This window comes from Aeromicrobium ginsengisoli (assembly GCF_004134905.2).
Taxonomy (GTDB): Bacteria; Actinomycetota; Actinomycetes; order Propionibacteriales; family Nocardioidaceae; genus Aeromicrobium; species Aeromicrobium ginsengisoli.
Genome location: NZ_SDPQ02000002.1, coordinates 86,495 through 102,556 on the forward strand (window position 1 = coordinate 86,495; position 16,062 = coordinate 102,556).

14 protein-coding genes are annotated in these 16,062 nt (G+C 70.1%); 13 read left to right on the forward strand and 1 reads right to left on the reverse strand.

Annotated elements, in window-relative coordinates; all coding sequences use genetic code 11:
• The first annotated feature begins 18 nt into the window (after positions 1 to 18).
• The 8 genes from ESP70_RS07175 to ESP70_RS07210 all read left to right on the forward strand — a co-directional run bounded on the left by ESP70_RS07175 (position 19) and on the right by ESP70_RS07210 (position 9,611).
• Positions 19 to 702, forward strand: a complete 684-nt coding sequence (locus ESP70_RS07175; protein ID WP_056399605.1) for a redox-sensing transcriptional repressor Rex — start codon at positions 19 to 21, stop codon at positions 700 to 702.
• 79 nt (positions 703 to 781) lie between these two features.
• Positions 782 to 2,077, forward strand: coding sequence for a glutamyl-tRNA reductase (locus tag ESP70_RS07180; RefSeq protein ID WP_149688667.1), 1,296 nt, complete (start codon positions 782 to 784; stop codon positions 2,075 to 2,077).
• Entirely contained in the window at positions 2,074 to 2,994 is a 921-nt protein-coding gene (gene hemC, locus ESP70_RS07185) for a hydroxymethylbilane synthase (protein ID WP_149688668.1), read from the forward strand. Before ESP70_RS07180 ends, hemC begins: the two co-directional genes overlap by 4 nt.
• 47 nt (positions 2,995 to 3,041) lie before the next feature.
• Complete coding sequence (locus ESP70_RS07190) at positions 3,042 to 4,652, forward strand: bifunctional uroporphyrinogen-III C-methyltransferase/uroporphyrinogen-III synthase (RefSeq protein WP_149689694.1); 1,611 nt, start codon at positions 3,042 to 3,044, stop codon at positions 4,650 to 4,652.
• 8 nt (positions 4,653 to 4,660) lie between these two features.
• Positions 4,661 to 5,638: a porphobilinogen synthase gene (gene hemB / locus ESP70_RS07195; RefSeq protein WP_149688669.1), complete on the forward strand. Its 978-nt coding sequence runs from the start codon at positions 4,661 to 4,663 to the stop codon at positions 5,636 to 5,638.
• A 72-nt stretch (positions 5,639 to 5,710) separates the two neighbouring features.
• Positions 5,711 to 6,280 (forward strand): PadR family transcriptional regulator, encoded by a 570-nt coding sequence (locus ESP70_RS07200; protein WP_149688670.1) that lies wholly within the window; start codon positions 5,711 to 5,713, stop codon positions 6,278 to 6,280.
• Entirely contained in the window at positions 6,277 to 7,017 is a 741-nt protein-coding gene (locus ESP70_RS07205; protein ID WP_149688671.1) for an ABC transporter ATP-binding protein, read from the forward strand. Before ESP70_RS07200 ends, ESP70_RS07205 begins: the two co-directional genes overlap by 4 nt.
• On the forward strand, positions 7,014 to 9,611 hold the full coding sequence (locus ESP70_RS07210) for an FtsX-like permease family protein (protein ID WP_149688672.1): 2,598 nt from the start codon (positions 7,014 to 7,016) through the stop codon (positions 9,609 to 9,611). Before ESP70_RS07205 ends, ESP70_RS07210 begins: the two co-directional genes overlap by 4 nt.
• Before the next feature lie 164 nt (positions 9,612 to 9,775).
• Here the strand turns inward: ESP70_RS07210 and ESP70_RS20065 are convergent, their stop codons facing one another.
• A complete protein-coding gene (locus ESP70_RS20065; protein ID WP_246161950.1) occupies positions 9,776 to 10,930 on the reverse strand; it encodes a lytic transglycosylase domain-containing protein in 1,155 nt (384 codons plus the stop codon).
• 218 nt (positions 10,931 to 11,148) lie between these two features.
• Here ESP70_RS20065 and hemL point away from each other — a divergent pair, with 218 nt between their 5' ends.
• From hemL to resB, 5 genes are read left to right on the forward strand one after another with little or no spacing between them, the layout of a single operon-like run.
• Positions 11,149 to 12,474 carry a glutamate-1-semialdehyde 2,1-aminomutase gene (gene hemL, locus ESP70_RS07220; protein ID WP_149688673.1) on the forward strand — a complete coding sequence of 442 codons (1,326 nt, stop codon included), beginning with the start codon at positions 11,149 to 11,151 and terminating at the stop codon, positions 12,472 to 12,474.
• A 9-nt stretch (positions 12,475 to 12,483) separates the two neighbouring features.
• Positions 12,484 to 13,134, forward strand: a complete 651-nt coding sequence (locus ESP70_RS07225) for a histidine phosphatase family protein (RefSeq protein WP_149688674.1) — start codon at positions 12,484 to 12,486, stop codon at positions 13,132 to 13,134.
• Between the two features lies 1 nt (position 13,135).
• A complete protein-coding gene (locus tag ESP70_RS07230; protein ID WP_223148656.1) occupies positions 13,136 to 13,723 on the forward strand; it encodes a TlpA family protein disulfide reductase in 588 nt (195 codons plus the stop codon).
• On the forward strand, positions 13,720 to 14,472 hold the full coding sequence (locus ESP70_RS07235; RefSeq protein WP_149688675.1) for a cytochrome c biogenesis CcdA family protein: 753 nt from the start codon (positions 13,720 to 13,722) through the stop codon (positions 14,470 to 14,472). The genes ESP70_RS07230 and ESP70_RS07235 overlap by 4 nt, the downstream gene beginning before the upstream one ends.
• Entirely contained in the window at positions 14,469 to 16,013 is a 1,545-nt protein-coding gene (gene resB, locus ESP70_RS07240; protein WP_149688676.1) for a cytochrome c biogenesis protein ResB, read from the forward strand. Before ESP70_RS07235 ends, resB begins: the two co-directional genes overlap by 4 nt.
• The last annotated feature ends 49 nt before the right edge of the window (positions 16,014 to 16,062 follow it).

The following is a 16,062-nucleotide window of genomic DNA, read 5'->3' on the forward strand; positions in this document are numbered from 1 at the left end:
GTGCAGTGCAGGAGCACCGTGACCATACTTCGCACGCCCCTCGCGGACGGCAGCGCTCGTGGCATCCCTGATGCCACCGTCGCACGTCTGCCGGTCTACCTGCGCGCGCTCAACGCGCTGACCGAGCAGGGTGTCTCGACGTGTTCGTCAAACGACCTCGCCGAGAACGCGGGCGTCAACCCGGCCAAGCTCCGCAAGGACCTGTCCTACCTCGGCTCCTACGGCACCCGCGGTGTCGGCTACGACGTCGAGTACCTCCGCTACCAGATCGCCCGCGAGATCGGCCAGACCCAGGACTGGGACGTCGTCATCGTCGGCGTCGGCAACCTCGGGTCCGCGCTCTCGGCCTACCAGGGCTTCAGCACCCGTGGCATCCGCGTGGCGGCCCTCGTCGACGCCGACCCCAAGCGCGTCGGCACCACGATCTCCGGCATCACGGTCTCCTCGCTCGACGACCTCCCGGCGATCGTCGAGGAGCGGGCCATCTCGATCGGCATCATCGCGACGCCCGGCACCGCGGCCCAGGAGGTCGCCGACCGCCTCGTCGCGGCGGGTGTGACGAGCATCCTCAACTTCGCGCCGGCCCTCGTGCAGGTGCCCGACGGCGTCGACGTACGCAAGGTCGACCTGTCGATCGAGCTGCAGATCCTCGCCTATCACGAGCAGCGCAAGGCCGGGAACGACAAGGTGGTGGGCGCATGAGCGAGCGCAGCGAACGAATCATCAAGGCAGCAATCATGCCGACGCCTCCGTATCGTGCCCTTTCCTCGGAGGTGGCGGCATGAGCGTCTTGGTAGTTGGTATGTCGCACAAGTCGGCGCCGATCGACGTGCTCGAGCGCGCGTCGCTCGACACGGACGCCGCGGTCAAGCTCTCGCACCTCGTGCTCGAGGCGCCGTTCGTCTCCGAGTCGGTCGTCATCTCGACGTGCAACCGGGTCGAGATCTACGTCGAGGCCGAACGGTTCCACGGCGCCGTCGAAGAGGTGTCGCGCCTGCTCGCCGAGCACTCGGGCCTCGACCGCGACGACTTCGTCCGCCACGTCTACGTCCACTTCGACGAGGCCGCTGTCGCGCACCTGTTCGGCGTCGCCGCCGGCATGGACTCGATGATCCTCGGTGAGAGCCAGATCCTCGGCCAGGTCCGCGACGCGCTGCACAGCGCCCAGGCCGAGCAGACCGTCGGCTCGGCACTCAACGCGCTGTTCCAGCAGGCCCTGCGCATCGGCAAGCGCGGTCACGCCGAGACCGGCATCGACCGCCTCGCCCCGTCGATCGTCACCGCCGGCCTCGATGCGGCCGGTGCCGTCGTCGACGCCGACGACACCCGCTTCCTGGTCGCCGGTGCCGGCACGATGGCCAGCCTCGCCGTCCGTACGTTGATCAACCGTGGTGTCGCGCCGAGCCACATCATGGTCGCCAACCGCACGTTCCAGCGGGCGTACGCCCTGGTCGCCACGTTCGGCGTCAGCGCGGTCCGCTGGGAGGCCATGGACGTCGAGCTCGCCGCGACCGACGTGCTGATCAGCTGCACCGGCGCGACAGGTGTCGTGTTCGACCGCGAGCGCATCGCCCGAGCCGGTGCCGGCCGCTCGATGGCCCTGATCGACCTGGCCCTGCCCCGCGACATCGATCCCGGCGTCCGTGACGTCGACGGTGTCGACCTCATCGACCTCGTCGTCCTGGCGCGGCTCGGCGAGAACACCGAGCTCGCGGGCGATGTCGAGCAGGTGCGCGCGATCGTCGAGGACGAGGTCCGTACGTTCCTCGCCGCCAAGGCCGCCTCGCACATCACCCCGACCGTCGTCGCGCTGCGCACGATGGCGACCGATGTCGTCGCCGCCGAGCTCGCGCGCATCGAGACCCGGCTGCCCGACCTCACCGCCGACGAGCTCGCCGCGGTCCGCAAGGCGCTGCACCGTGTCGCCGAGAAGCTCATCCATGCCCCGACCGTCCGCGTCCAGCAGCTCATCGACGGCCGCGCCGACCTCACGTACGCCGAGGCGCTCGCCGACCTGTTCGCGCTCGACCAGTCCACCGTCGATGCCGTGACCCAGGTCAAGGGGGAGTCCTCATGACCGTCCTCCGCCTCGGCACGCGCGCGTCCGCGCTCGCCGTGACCCAGTCAGGCCTGATCGCCGACCGCCTCCGGGCGACCGGCGTCGAGGTCGAGCTCGTCACGATCTCCACCGAGGGCGACCGCAGCCGGCAGCCGCTCGTCGAGTTCGGCGGCCAGGGCGTGTTCGTCGCTGCCCTGCGCGAGGCGCTCGTGCGCGGTGACGTCGACATCGCCGTGCACTCGCTCAAGGACCTGCCCACGACACCCGATCCGCGCCTCGCCCTCGCCGCGATCCCGCAGCGCGAGGACCCGCGTGACGTGCTGGTGGCCCGCGACGGGCTGACCCTCGGTGAGCTGCCACAGGGGGCCCGCGTCGGCACCGGCTCGCCGCGGCGTGAGGCGCAGCTCAACGCGCTGGGCCTCGGCGTCGAGGTCGTCCCGATCCGGGGCAACGTCGACACCCGCATCGCCAAGGTCGCCTCAGGCGACTACGACGGCGTCCTGCTCGCCCGTGCCGGTCTGCTGCGGCTCGGCCGCGCCGGCGAGGCGACCGAAGTCCTTGATCCACTGCAGATGCTTCCCGCCCCCGGGCAGGGAGCGCTTGCCTGCGAATGTCGCGCCAATGATGACGCGACGATCCACCTGCTCAGCGTTCTCGACGACAGCGACACCCGCGCTGCCGTCACCGCTGAGCGCAGCCTCCTCGCCACCCTCGAGGCAGGTTGCAGTGCACCTGTGGGAGCTCTTGCCGAAGTCGCCCAAGGCGACGACGGTGACGAGCTCTGGCTTCGTGCCGTGGTCGGAAGCATTTCCGGCTCGCCCACCATCCGACTGTCCGCGACCGGCTTGCCATCCGAAGCCGCAGCGGTCGGGGAGCGTCTCGCTGCCGAGATGCTCGCCGAAGGCGCAGACACCCTTGTGGCTGTCGCCTCATAACCCCCAGGCAGATCGAGAAAAGGACCACCGTGACCATCACCACTGCGATGCGAGAAGCACCGTCCACGGCTCGACCGAGCGCGCACAAGGCCACCCGCGGCCACGTGAGCTTCGTCGGTGCCGGACCGGGCGATGCCAGTCTGCTGACGGTGCGAGCGGCTGAGCTGCTCGCCCAGGCGGACATCGTCATCACGGAGCTGCCCGAGCAGGCGGCCCTCGTCACCAACGGTGCCGAGATCATCGACGGCGGCGTCGGTGAGGACGGCGAGACCCTGACCCACGCCGCTCGGGCCCGGCTCGTCGTCAAGTACGCCAAGACCGGCTCCCACGTCGTACGCCTGATCGCGGGTGACCCGTTCACCTACGCGACGGCGCCCGAGGAGGCCGCGGCCTGCAGCAAGGCCGGCATCGGCTTCGAGATCGTGCCGGGCATCTCCTCGGTCTCGGCGGTTCCCGCCTACGCCGGCGTGCCGCTGACCAACCGCACGCACCGCGAGTACTCCGTCGTCAGCGTCGGCGACGCATCGATCAACTGGTCCGAGCACGCGGGCCAGGACACCCTGGTCCTGCTGTCGGCGGTCGCCCGCATCGGCGAGGTTGCCGCAGGCCTCGTCGCCGCCGGCCGCTCGGCCGAGACCCCGGTCGCCATGACCCGGGTCGGCACGACGACCGAGCAGACCACGGTCGTCTCGACCCTCGCCGACATCGCCACTGACGCCAAGGCGGCCGGCATGACCGCCCCGGCCATCACGGTCGTCGGCCAGGTCGTCACGATGCGCGAGGCGCTGTCGTGGTTCGAGACCAAGCCGCTCTACGGCTGGCGCATCCTGGTGCCCCGCACCAAGGAGCAGTCGGCCAGCCTGGCCGCGCGCCTGCGTGGTTTCGGCGCACTGTCCGAAGAGGTCCCGACGATCTCGGTCGAGCCGCCGCGCAACCCGCAGCAGATGGACAAGGCCGTACGCGGGCTCGTCGAGGGTCGCTACGAGTGGATCGCGTTCACGAGCGTCAACGCCGTCAAGGCCGTCCGCGAGAAGTTCGAGGAGTACGGGCTCGACGCCCGCGCGTTCTCGGGTCTCAAGATCGCCGCGGTCGGTGACAAGACGGCTGAGGCCATCGCCACCTGGGGCATCCGCGCCGACCTCGTCCCCAGCGGCGAGCAGTCGGCTCGCGGGTTGCTCGAGGACTGGCCGCCCTACGACGACCTGCTCGACCCGATCAACCGGGTCTTCCTGCCCCGCGCCGACATCGCGACCGAGACCCTCGTGGCCGGACTCGTCGATCTCGGCTGGGAGGTCGACGACGTCACGGCCTACCGCACCGTCCGGGCCGCCCCGCCGCCAGCGCCGACGCGCGAGGCGATCAAGACCGGCAAGTTCGACGCGGTCATGTTCACCTCGTCGTCCACGGTCCGCAACCTCGTGGGCATCGCCGGCAAGCCGCACACGTCGACGATCATCGCGTGCATCGGCCCGGCGACCGCCAAGACCGCCGAGGAGCACGGCCTGCGGGTCGACGTCCTCGCCGAGTCCCCGTCGGTCGAGGTCCTGGCTGACGCGCTCGCGGAGTTCGGTGCGGCTCGCCGCCTCGCGTTCCTCGACGCGGGCGAGCCGGTGACCAAGCCCTCGCAGAAGCGTCCCTCGACGCGTCGCAAGGCCTAGGAACACGTATGCCCTTTCCTGCCGACCGTCCTCGTCGCCTGCGCCAGTCGCCGGCGATGAGGCGGTTGGTGGCGGAGACACACGTCCAGCCGTCGCAGCTCATCCTGCCGATGTTCATCGCGGAGGGCATCACTGAGCCGCGGCCGATCACGAGCATGCCCGGCGTCGTGCAGCACACCCGCGACACAGCCCGCAAGGCGTACGCCGAGGCGGCCGCGCTCGGGCTCGGTGGGGTCATGCTGTTCGGCGTGCCGGAGCACAAGGACGCGCAGGGCTCGGGTGCCCTCGATCCCGAAGGCATCCTCAACGTCGCCCTCGCCGATGCGCGCGCCGAGGTCGGCGACGACCTGCTGGTCATGTCCGACCTGTGTCTCGACGAGTTCACCGATCACGGCCACTGTGGAGTGCTCGACGCGCAGGGCCGGGTCGACAACGACGCGACGCTCGAGATCTACGCGCAGATGGGTGTCGTGCAGGCCGAGTCCGGCGCCCACGTCGTCGGCCCCAGCGGCATGATGGACGGTCAGGTCGGCGTCGTCCGGTCTGCTCTCGACGCAGCGGGTCATGACGACACCGTGATCCTGGCCTACGCCGTGAAGTACTCCTCAGCCTTCTACGGCCCCTTCCGCGAGGCCGTCGGCTCGTCGCTGCAGGGCGACCGCAAGACGTACCAGCAGGACCCGGCCAACAGCCGCGAGGCGATCCGCGAGGTGCTGCTCGACATCGACGAGGGCGCCGACATCGTGATGGTCAAGCCGGCGCTGTCCTACCTCGACGTGATCGCCGACGTGCGCGCGGCGGTCGACGTGCCGGTCGCGGCCTACAACATCTCCGGCGAGATGGCGATGGTCGAGGCGGCCGCTGCCAACGGCTGGCTCGACCGCGAGCGCACGATCGACGAGATCATCCTGTCGATCCGCCGGGCCGGCGCTGAGATCGTGCTGACCTACTGGGCCGCCGAGCTCGCCGCACGCCTCTCGCGCTGACCTGCTTGCCATCGGTGCATACCCGGTATACCGTCATGCCCAGCGCATGCATACCGAGTATAGGGATGGCCGATGACGATCAGGAACAGCTTGATGGCCCTGCTGATGGAGGGACCACGCCACGGCTACCAGCTCCGGGCCGAGTTCGAGGCGCGCACCGGCGGGACCTGGCCACTCAACGTGGGACAGGTCTACACGACGCTGCAACGCCTCGAGCGCGACGGCCTCGTCGAGGGAGCCGGCGAGGCTGACGCGGAAGGCCGGATCGCGTACGTCCTCACCACCGCCGGGCGGGCGCAGGCTGCCGACTGGTTCACGACTCCCGTCGACAAGACCTCGGACCCCCGCGACGAGCTGTCGATCAAGCTGGCTCTGGGTGTCGGCATGAAAGGCGTCGACATCGCGGCACTCGTGCAGACCCAGCGAGCGGCGACGCTCCGCCAGCTGCAGGACTACACCAGGCTCAAACGCCAGGCCGACGAGGCGCACGACCTGGCGTGGGAGCTCGTGCTCGAACGTCTGATCTTCTCCGCGGAGTCGCAGGTGCGCTGGCTCGACCATGTCGAGTCGCGGGTGAGCCGGGCGCTGCGGGCCGAGCCGGCTTCGGCGACTGCCACCGACGCCGATCGGGTGCGGTCATGAACACGGCCGAACGCGCCGTCGTGCTGGAGCTGCGTGGGGTCAGCCGGGTGCACGGTGAAGGAGCGGCCGAGGTGCACGCCCTCCGCGACGTGGACCTGACGCTCGTCGAGGGCGAGCTCGTCGCCGTGATGGGCCCCTCTGGATCCGGCAAGTCCACGCTCCTGACGCTCCTCGGCGGCCTGGACCGGCCGACCAGCGGCGAGGTGTTCATCGAGGGCCAGGGCCTCGCGGAGCTGTCGACCAAGCAACTCGCCGCGATGCGTCGCCGCAGCGTCGGCTACGTGTTCCAGGACCTCAACCTGATCCCGACGCTGACCGCGGTCGAGAACGTCGGCCTCCCCCTCGAGCTTGACGGGGCGTCACGGCGTACGGCCAGGCGTACCGCACTGAGGTCGCTCGAGGACGTCGAGCTGGTGGAGCTCGCGGACCGGTTCCCCGACGAGATGTCCGGCGGGCAGCAGCAGCGGGTGGCGATCGCTCGTGCTCTGGTCGGACCGCGCAGGGTGCTGCTCGCAGATGAGCCGACCGGTGCGCTGGACTCGCAGACCGGCGAGGCCGTGCTGCGGGTGCTGCGCAAGCGCATCGACCGCGGAGCCGCGGGGTTGCTCGTGACCCACGACGCCCGGCACGCCGCGTGGGCCGACCGCATCGTGTTCCTCCGCGACGGGCAGATCACCGACACGACGGCCTCGGACCTGTCAGCCGAGGCGCTGCTCGGCTCGGGACGGCACGTGTGAGCCAGTTCTCCGCCTCGTGGCGGGTGGCGCTGCGTGCCGGTCGGCGAGATGCGCTCCGGTCGAAGGGGCGCAGCCTGTTGATCGCCGTCATGGTCGGCACGCCCGTCCTGCTCACCGTGATGCTGACGACGCTCGTCGCGACCAACGACGTCGACCAGCGCGAAGGGCTCCCGGACGCGATGGGTGCCGCGGCAGCCTCGGCAACCTTCCTGGGGCCGATTGGGGTGCATCAATCGCCTGACGGCTCGTCGTACGGCATGACTGGCAAGCCATTCGACGCCGGGTCGGGCGCCCAGACAGCCGCCCTCGAACGAGCGACGCACGCGAGGATCTCAACCGTCCACCGCACCTTCCACACCTCGATCGTGATCGGTGACCGCGGCTATCGAGCCGACCTGCTCGCCCTGGATCCCGGCGAAGCCGTGACGCGCGGCATGTATGCCGTCCAGCACGGTCGCGCGCCGCGTGCCGCCGACGAGGTCCTGGTCACCCAGGCTCTGGCCGACCACGGCGCCACGATCGGCACGAACGTGGAGATCGGCGACGGCAAGGCTTCGCGAGTGGTCGGCATCGGCCGATTGAGCACGGTGATCCGGGGCGGCAATCCGTCGGGGGTGCTGGTCCTGCCGGGCTCGACGCCAGGCGACGGCGAGACGACGTACCTGATCGACCGTGCGGCGCCGGTGACGTGGCAAGACGTCCGCGCGCTCAACGCAGCGGGGTTCCTGGTCGTGTCGCGTTACGTCCTGGACCACCCGCCGGCCAGGTCCGACCTGTCGAGCTCGGAGCAGTTCGGTGACGGCGGCGACGACGGCATGCGAGGCGTGATGGTCGTCATCGTGACGGCCATCGTCCTCGAGGTCGTCCTGCTGGCCGGCCCGGCTTTCGCCGTGGGCGTGCGCCGGCAGCGCCGGGACCTCGCGCTCCTGGCGGCGACCGGTGCGTCTCCGGACCAGATCCGCCGGGTCGTCCTGGGACAGGCGCTCGTGCTCGGCTTCATCTCGTGCGTCGTCGGCGCGATCCTCGGCCTTGCGCTCTCGTCGGCGACAGTCTGGCTAGTACCGTCGATCATCCCGAGTGTCGCTTTCGGGCCGTTCGAAGTGCAGTGGGCCTATGTTGCCGCTGCGGTGGTGCTGGGTTCGATCGCGGCGCTTGCCGCGGCGTACGTGCCGGCCCGGCAAGCAGCCAAGCAGCAGGTCGCCGCGGTCCTGGCTGGTCGTCGAGGCACCGTCAGGTCGAGCCGAGGATGGCCGGCGCTCGGCGTGCTCCTGATCGCCGCAGGCCTGGCCATGTGCTTCACGCTCGGCATCAAGCCGGGCGGCGAGACCGCCGTGGCCGGGTCGATGATCGCGATCGTCATGGGCACCGTGCTGCTGACGCCGCTCCTGATCGGCGCGGTCGCTCGCGTCGGCACGGTGCTTCCGCTTCCCCTCCGTCTCGCCATCCGCGACACGGCACGGCAGCGCGCACGAAGCGCTCCGGCGATCGCCGCGATCATGGCGTCGGTCGCCGGCATCACGACGATAGCGATCGGCTCGGCCAGCGACTTCGAGCAGAGCCGCCAGCAATACACGTATGAGTCGACGCCGGGCGGGATGGTCGTGACAGTCGATCCGCGGCGAGCCGGGCATATGCTCGACGCGGCGTCGGCGGCGAGCGGCGGGCTGACGTTCACGCCGATCGGTTCTGCCGGGATCCAGGCCATGGACGACAGTGGTGTGAGCATCTCGGTCCGGACGCCCGACGGCTACTCCGGGTCGAATGAGCTGGTGGTGGCCGACCCGGCCACGTTGCGCGCCTGGGGCGTGCGGCTCGACGCGCGATCGACCCAAGCACTCGAGCGCGGTCAGGTCATCGCCGGCGACCGCCGCGTCGCCAATGGCGGCGAGGTGACGCTCGAGGAGGTGAAGGGGGAGAAGGTGCGGAGGGTCCCCATCAAGGCTGTCGTCGCCGACCTCGGCACGGGTCATGTGCCTCGCGGCCCGGAGCCGACGATCGGCCTCGCGGTGATCTCACCCGCGGCGATGAGGGCGCACCACCTGCCATGGCAATCGGCACGGGCGATCTCGCCGAAGGGCTCGGTACCGAGCCAGGCTGTGGAGGACAAGGTCAATGCCGCGCTCTCGGGACTCGCTGTCGACTACGGGAGCGCGCGGGTCGAACGCGGGTTCCAGGAGACGTACACGCTGCCGTTCCTGGCCCTGCTCGGCTTCGGTGCCCTGGCGGTCCTGATCGGCACGATGACGGCCACGGGACTCGCCCTGAGCGATGCACGGCCGGACTTCTCGACGTTGGCTGCGGTGGGCGCCGCACCTCGTACACGCCGCCTCGTCGCGGGCGCGCAGGCCGTCGTGCTGGCCTCCTTGGGAACGGTGCTCGGCATCGCCGTCGGCTTCGCGCCGGGCATCGCCGTGACCTGGCCACTGACGTCGGCGTCCTATGTCCTGGGCGCCGAGTCGATCGGCGACCCGATCATCCGTGTGCCGTGGCTCCTGCTGGGCGCGATGGTCGTGGTGGTCCCGCTCCTGGCTGCACTCGCTGCGATGCTCTTCACGCGGAGCCGGCTGCCGATCGTCAGGCGGCTCGCGCAGTGACCGGCGCTGTCAGGTCGGCGGCCCGGCGCCGTCGGTTGCTCGCGAAGCGGCGCCTTGCCGTGCTGATCGCGGTGCGTCGCACCGAACGGTCGATGCCGGCGCCGAAGTAGGCCGGACGTGCAGAAGGGGCCCTCCGCCGGAGGGCCCCTTCTGCGTACGTCGTGTCAGCTCAGCAGCGACGTGATGCAGCTCGTGAGCTTGATCAGGTCGAGGGCGGAGATGCCGCTCGCGAGGCACTGCACCTTGGCCTCGGCCCAGGTCAGCGTGGCCGAGCCACCGGAGTCGGTGGTGCCGCCGGAGTCCGTGGTACCGCCGCCGGTCAGGTCGGTGACGAGCCCGTCGACCAGGCCGGTGACGCCGCCGGACGTCGTGCCGCCGGTGCCTCCACCCGTGCCGCCGCCGGTGCCTCCACCGGTTCCGCCGCCGGTGCCGCCACCGCCGGTTCCGCCGCCCGTCGAGCCGCCGCCGGTGCTGGAACCGGGCTTGGGCTTGTTGGCCTTCGCCTCCGCCGCCTTGGCCTTCTTGCGCTCCTCCGAGCTCAGCGTCTGGTCGTTGGACGAGGAGGTCAGGACCGGCGCCGTCGTGTAGCCGTCGGGCGACTGCGTGAAGTCACCTTGGGCGTAGCGGGCCGAGATGGCCAGGACCAGGTCGACGTAGGAGTCGGAGTGGTTGTAGCGCTTGACCGCTGCCGCAGCGCCCGACTGGGTCGACAGGTCGTCCGAACCGGCGCAGAGGTAGATGCCGGCCGAGGTGGCGGCGTCGTCGATGTCCTGCGGGTTCTTCTTGCCGTCGTTGTCGGAGTCGACCGCGACGGACTTCCAGGTGCTGGGGATGAACTGCATGGGCCCGACCGCGCGGTCGTAGACCGGATCCTTGTCGAGCGCACCGCTGTCGGTGTCGGTGATCTTGGCGCGGCCGTCACGACCGTCGAGAGCGACACCGTAGATGCCGGGCGTCGCGACGCCGTCGGCGTTGAGGGAGTTGCCGCCGGTGCGTCCGTGGTTGGACTCGACGCGGCCGATCGCGGCGACGAGGTTCCACGGCAGCTTGCACGACGCGTCGGCCTTGCCCAGGAGGGTCTCGGCGCGGTGATAGGCGTAGAGCGCGGACGACGGGATGCCGTTGGTCGACAGCGTCGAGACCGTGCCGGCGAGACCGGCCTTCTGGTCGATGCCGGCGGGGGTCGGCTGCACGCTGGCGGGGTCCTCGAACGCGGTCGAGGGCACGGCCGGGATGTCGGAGCTGGTGTTGCCGTCGGATGCAGTCGCGAGGTCCGCGTGGGACAGCACGGCGCCATAGGCCCCGACCAGAACGGTCATCGGAACCAGGACGCTGGCCTTTTGCCAACGCGTGAGCTTGCGAGCTCCCATAAGAACGTGCCCTCCATGCTGTCGCGACAGGTGCGACATAGCGTAAACCGATGTTACTGCCACGCAGGACGCGCCGCAAAGCAGTTACCTGGTAGTCAACGACTCCGACGGCCCCTTGGTTACGGTCTGCCGACGCCGCCGACCGGCGCGAAATCCCATTGAGGACAATGGAACGCGTGACGTCACACCCCGCTTCGCAAGGCCTGTTCGACCGCGCCCGGCAGGTTTCGCCCGGCGGCGTCAACTCCCCGGTGCGCGCCTTCCGGGCCGTCGGCGGCACCCCGATCTTCATGCGGTCCGGCTCCGGCGCCTGGCTGACCGACGTCGACGGCAACCGCTACGTCGATCTCGTCGGCTCGTGGGGGCCGATGCTGCTCGGGCACGCCCACCCCGAGGTGCTCGCCGCCGTTGCGGAGGCGGTCGGCCGCGGTACGTCGTTCGGCACGCCGAGTGAGCCGGAGGTGCTGCTCGCCGAGGAGATCGTCGGACGTACGCCGGTCGAGTCGGTGCGCCTCGTGTCGTCCGGCACCGAGGCGACGATGTCCGCGATCAGGCTGGCGCGCGGGTTCACCGGTCGCGACAAGATCGTGAAGTTCGCCGGCTGCTACCACGGGCACGTCGACGCACTGCTCGCCGAGGCCGGCTCCGGAGTCGTCACCCTGGGCCTGCCGGAGACGCCCGGCGTGCCGGCCCACGTCACCGCCGACACGATCGTCCTGCCCTACAACGACCGGGCCGCCGTCGAGGCCGCGTTCGAGCAGTACGGCGACCAGATCGCGTGCCTCATCACCGAGGCCGCCGCCGGCAACATGGGCGTCGTACCGCCCGAGCCCGGCTTCAACCGGTTCCTCGCCGAGACCTGCCGGAAGCACGGTGCGCTGTTCATCAGCGACGAGGTCATGACCGGCTTCCGGGTCACCCGCTCGGGGCACTGGGGACTCGACGGCGAGCCCGAGGGCTGGCGCCCCGATCTGCTGACGTTCGGCAAGGTCATGGGCGGTGGATTCCCGGCGGCGGCGTTCGGCGGTCGCCGTGACGTGATGGAGCAGCTCGCGCCGGTCGGCCCCGTCTATCAGGCCGGCACGCTGTCGGGCAATCCCATCGCCACCACCGCGGGCCTCACGACGCTGCGGCTCGCGGACACCGAGGCGTACGCCCGGCTCGACGACGCGTCGGCTCAGCTGCAGCGGCTCGTCGCCGAGGCGCTCGACGCTGCCGGTGTCACCTACGCGCTGCAGAGCGCAGGCAACATGTTCAGCGTCTTCTGGGGCGTCGACAAGCCGGTGACCGACTTCGCCGGTGCGCAGGCGCAGGAGGCGTGGCGCTACCGGCCGTTCTTCCACGCGATGCTCGACGCCGGTGTCTACCTCCCGCCGAGCGCCTATGAGTGCTGGTTCGTCTCGGCGGCCCATGACTCGGAGGCACTCTCTAGAATTGCCGAGGCACTTCCCGCCGCCGCTCGTGCTGCAGCGCAGGCCACCCCCGAGAACTGAGGAAACCTGATGTCCGAACGTACGATCGTGCACCTCATGCGGCACGGCGAGGTCCACAACCCGATGGGCGTGCTCTACGGCCGCATCGCGGGCTACAACCTCTCCGAGCTCGGCCACGAGATGGCCGCCAAGGTCGCCGAGTCGCTCAAGGGCAACGACATCACGCACCTCGTCGCCTCGCCGCTGGAGCGCGCACAGCAGACCGCCAAGCCGATCTCGGACATCCTCAAGCTCGACATCGTCACCGACGAGCGGGTCATCGAGGCCGGCAACCGGTTCGAGGGCAAGACGTTCGGGGTCGGCGACGGAGCGTTGCGCCGCCCGCAGAACTGGTGGCTCCTGCGCAACCCGCTCAAGCCGTCGTGGGGCGAGCCCTACAAGGAGATCGCCGCACGCATGCGTGCCGCGGTCGACGACGCGCGCGAGGCGGCCCGTGGCCACGAGGCCGTCATCGTGTCGCACCAGCTGCCGGTCTGGACGGCCCGCCGGTCGTACGAGAACGCCCGATTCGCCCACGATCCGCGCAAGCGCCAGTGCTCCCTCGCAAGCCTGACGACGCTGACGTTCGACGACGACCGGTTCGTCGGTCTCACCTACAGCGAGCCGGCCGGCGACCTCATCCCGGACGCGCTGCGCAACAAGTTCGTCGGCGGCGCCTAACGTGCTCTCCACGATGCGCACGCTCCGCGTCATGGTGGCGGTCGGGGCGTTGGTCCTGCTCGCCGCCTGCAGCGGTGGCGGCCGGGACCGCAACACCGACGGCTACGTCGGCGCCAACGGCTCGTTCGTCACCGTCGTGCCGGTCAAGGACCGCAAGCCCGCGCCGACGCTCGAGGGCGACGGTCTCGACGGCAAGCCGCTGTCGACCGCGGACTTCGCCGGCAAGACTCTCGTGATCAACCTCTGGGGACCGTGGTGCGCACCGTGCCGGGCCGAGGCGCCGGCGCTCAAGGAGGTCTCCGAGCAGTACGCCGACAAGGACGTCCAGTTCATCGGCATGCTCACACGTACGCCCGACACCTCGTCGGCGATCGCGTTCAACCGCAAGAAGGGCATCACCTACCCGAGCTTCGCCGACGAGGGCGGCAGCCTGGAGCTCGAGTTCGTCAAGACCCTGCCGACCCAGGCGATCCCCACGACGTGGGTCATCGATGCCAAGGGCCGGGTCGCCGCCCGCATCATGGACGACAAGCTCAGCGCCTCGACGCTGGCCGGCGTCATCGACGACGTGCAGAAGAGCACGTCGTGACGGACTGGTTCCGCGACACCGCCTTCTCGGGCAACCTCCTCCTCGCCGTGCCGGTCGCTGCGCTCGCCGGCCTGGTGTCGTTCTTCTCGCCGTGCGTCCTGCCGCTGCTGCCGGGCTACCTTTCGTACGTCTCGGGCGTCGCGGCCCAGGACCTCGAGACGGCTCGGCGTGGCCGGCTGCTGGCCGGCGCGCTGCTGTTCGTCCTCGGCTTCAGCACGGTGTTCGTGCTGGGCGGTGCCCTGTTCGGATCCGTGGGGCTCCGGCTCGAGGAGCACCGGCACACCCTGTCGATCATCACCGGCATCCTCGTCATCATCATGGGGCTGGTCTTCATCGGTCTCGTCCCGTTCATGCAGCGCGAGGCCCGGGTGCACGCCGTGCCGGCGGTCGGGCTCGCGATCGCGCCGATCCTCGGCATGTTCTTCGGCCTCGGCTGGACGCCGTGCATCGGGCCCACACTGACGGCGGTGCTGAGCCTGTCGTTCGCCACGGATGACGCCTCGGCGACGCGGGGTGCCTTCCTCACGCTCGTCTACTGCCTCGGCCTCGGCATCCCGTTCGTGCTGGCGGCGCTCGGCTTCGGCAAGTTCATGCGCACGGTCTCGTGGTTCAAGCGGCACCAGCGCGGTGTCTCGATCGCCGGTGGGCTGCTGCTCATCGCGGTCGGCGTCATGCTCGTGACCGGCACGTGGAACGACCTGGTCGGCGAGATGCAGACCTGGATCACCGGATTCGAGGCGCCCGTATGAGCTCGAATGCGGTGCCCGCGCTCGGTCGTCGGGAGTTCACGCGGTGGTTCTGGCGCCAGCTGACCTCGATGCGTACGGCCCTGTTCCTCCTGCTCCTGCTGGCGATCGCCGCGGTGCCTGGATCGCTCGTGCCGCAGCGCGGGGTCGACGCCCGGGCGGTCGAGGCCTACTTCCTCGAGCACCCCAAGAGCGCTCCGACGCTCGACAAGCTGGGCTTCTTCAACGTCTACACGTCGCCGTGGTTCAGCGCGGTCTACCTGCTGCTGATGGTGTCGCTCATCGGGTGCATCGTCCCCCGGTCGTTCGTCTACCTCCGCGCCCTGCGGGCCCGGCCGCCCAAGGCACCGCGCAACTTCTCGCGCCTCCCGGCCTCGGCGTCGTTCGAGACCTCGGCGTCGGTCGACGAGGTCATCACCGCTGGGCGCCGGGCGATCGGCCGGGCGCGGGTCGACGTCGTCGACGGCGAGCTCAGCGCGGAGCGAGGGTTCCTCCGGGAGGCCGGCAACCTGGTCTTCCACATCAGCGTCGTCGTGGTGCTGGTCGGCGTCGCGGTCGGCACGCTGTTCGGCTATCGCGGGTCGGCGATCGTCACGGAGGGCCAGGGCTTCGCCAACTCGCTGACGCAGTACGACGAGTTCGGCTCCGGGTCGCTGTTCAAGGCCGACCAGCTGCCGCCGTTCTCCCTCAAGCTCGACAAGTTCACCGCCAAGTTCCAGGCGCTCGGCAGCCAGCAGGCCGGCGCACCACGGTTGTTCCGCGCGCAGGGGACCTACACGCCCAAGCCGGGCGCCGACGCACGTACGTTCGACATCACCGTCAACCACCCGCTGGAGATCGGCAGCACCTCGGTGTTCCTGGTGGGGCAGGGGTACGCCCCCGTCATCAAGGTCACCGACGCCAACGGCGACGTCGTGTTCAACGAGGCCGTGCCGTTCCTGCCGAACGACCCGTCCTACACGTCGACCGGCGTCGTCAAGGTCCCCGATGCCGAGCCCGAGCAGCTCGGCTTCCAAGGGTTCTTCCTGCCGACCGCGGCCACCGGCTCCGATGGGGCGTCGATCTCGGTCTATCCCGCCGCCGCCAACCCGTTGTTGGGGCTGTTCGTCTGGCACGGCGACCTGGGGCTCGACAAGGGCACCCCGCAGTCGGTCTACATCCTCGACAAGTCGAAGATGAAGCAGTACAAGGACGGCGACAAGAGCTATCGCGTGAGCCTCCAGGCGGGCCAGTCGCAGAAGCTGCCCAACGGCGGCACGATCGAGTTCGCCGGCCTCCGGCAGTTCGCGCGGTTCCAGATCAGCTCGTCACCCGGGGTCAAGGTGCCGCTGATCGGCATCATCGCCGGGCTCGCGGGCCTCGTCACGTCCCTGACGATCAAGCCGCGGAGGACCTGGATCAGGGCGCGTCGCGAGGGCTCACGTACCGTGGTGGATGTCGCCGTGCTCGACCGCGTCCCCCGTGACGACCTGCCGGCCGACCTGGACGCCTTCCTCGAGCGGTTCCGCGAATTGCTCGGAGAGACAGAGGAGAAACACACATGAGCGAGCGCCAGCGAGCGAACCGTATGTCGGTCATGCCGGCGCCGCCGTA

What these genes read in the sequence shown, in the direction of transcription:
- ESP70_RS07180 (WP_149688667.1), top strand. Translation starts at nt 782, where the DNA reads ATGAGCGTCTTGGTAGTTGGTATGTCGCACAAGTCGGCGCCGATCGAC.
- hemC (WP_149688668.1), top strand. Translation starts at nt 2,074, where the DNA reads ATGACCGTCCTCCGCCTCGGCACGCGCGCGTCCGCGCTCGCCGTGACC.
- ESP70_RS07190 (WP_149689694.1), top strand. Translation starts at nt 3,042, where the DNA reads ATGCGAGAAGCACCGTCCACGGCTCGACCGAGCGCGCACAAGGCCACC.
- hemB (WP_149688669.1), top strand. Translation starts at nt 4,661, where the DNA reads ATGCCCTTTCCTGCCGACCGTCCTCGTCGCCTGCGCCAGTCGCCGGCG.
- ESP70_RS07200 (WP_149688670.1), top strand. Translation starts at nt 5,711, where the DNA reads ATGACGATCAGGAACAGCTTGATGGCCCTGCTGATGGAGGGACCACGC.
- ESP70_RS07205 (WP_149688671.1), top strand. Translation starts at nt 6,277, where the DNA reads ATGAACACGGCCGAACGCGCCGTCGTGCTGGAGCTGCGTGGGGTCAGC.
- ESP70_RS20065 (WP_246161950.1), bottom strand. Translation starts at nt 10,930, where the DNA reads ATGACCGTTCTGGTCGGGGCCTATGGCGCCGTGCTGTCCCACGCGGAC.
- hemL (WP_149688673.1), top strand. Translation starts at nt 11,149, where the DNA reads ATGGAACGCGTGACGTCACACCCCGCTTCGCAAGGCCTGTTCGACCGC.
- ESP70_RS07225 (WP_149688674.1), top strand. Translation starts at nt 12,484, where the DNA reads ATGTCCGAACGTACGATCGTGCACCTCATGCGGCACGGCGAGGTCCAC.
- resB (WP_149688676.1), top strand. Translation starts at nt 14,469, where the DNA reads ATGAGCTCGAATGCGGTGCCCGCGCTCGGTCGTCGGGAGTTCACGCGG.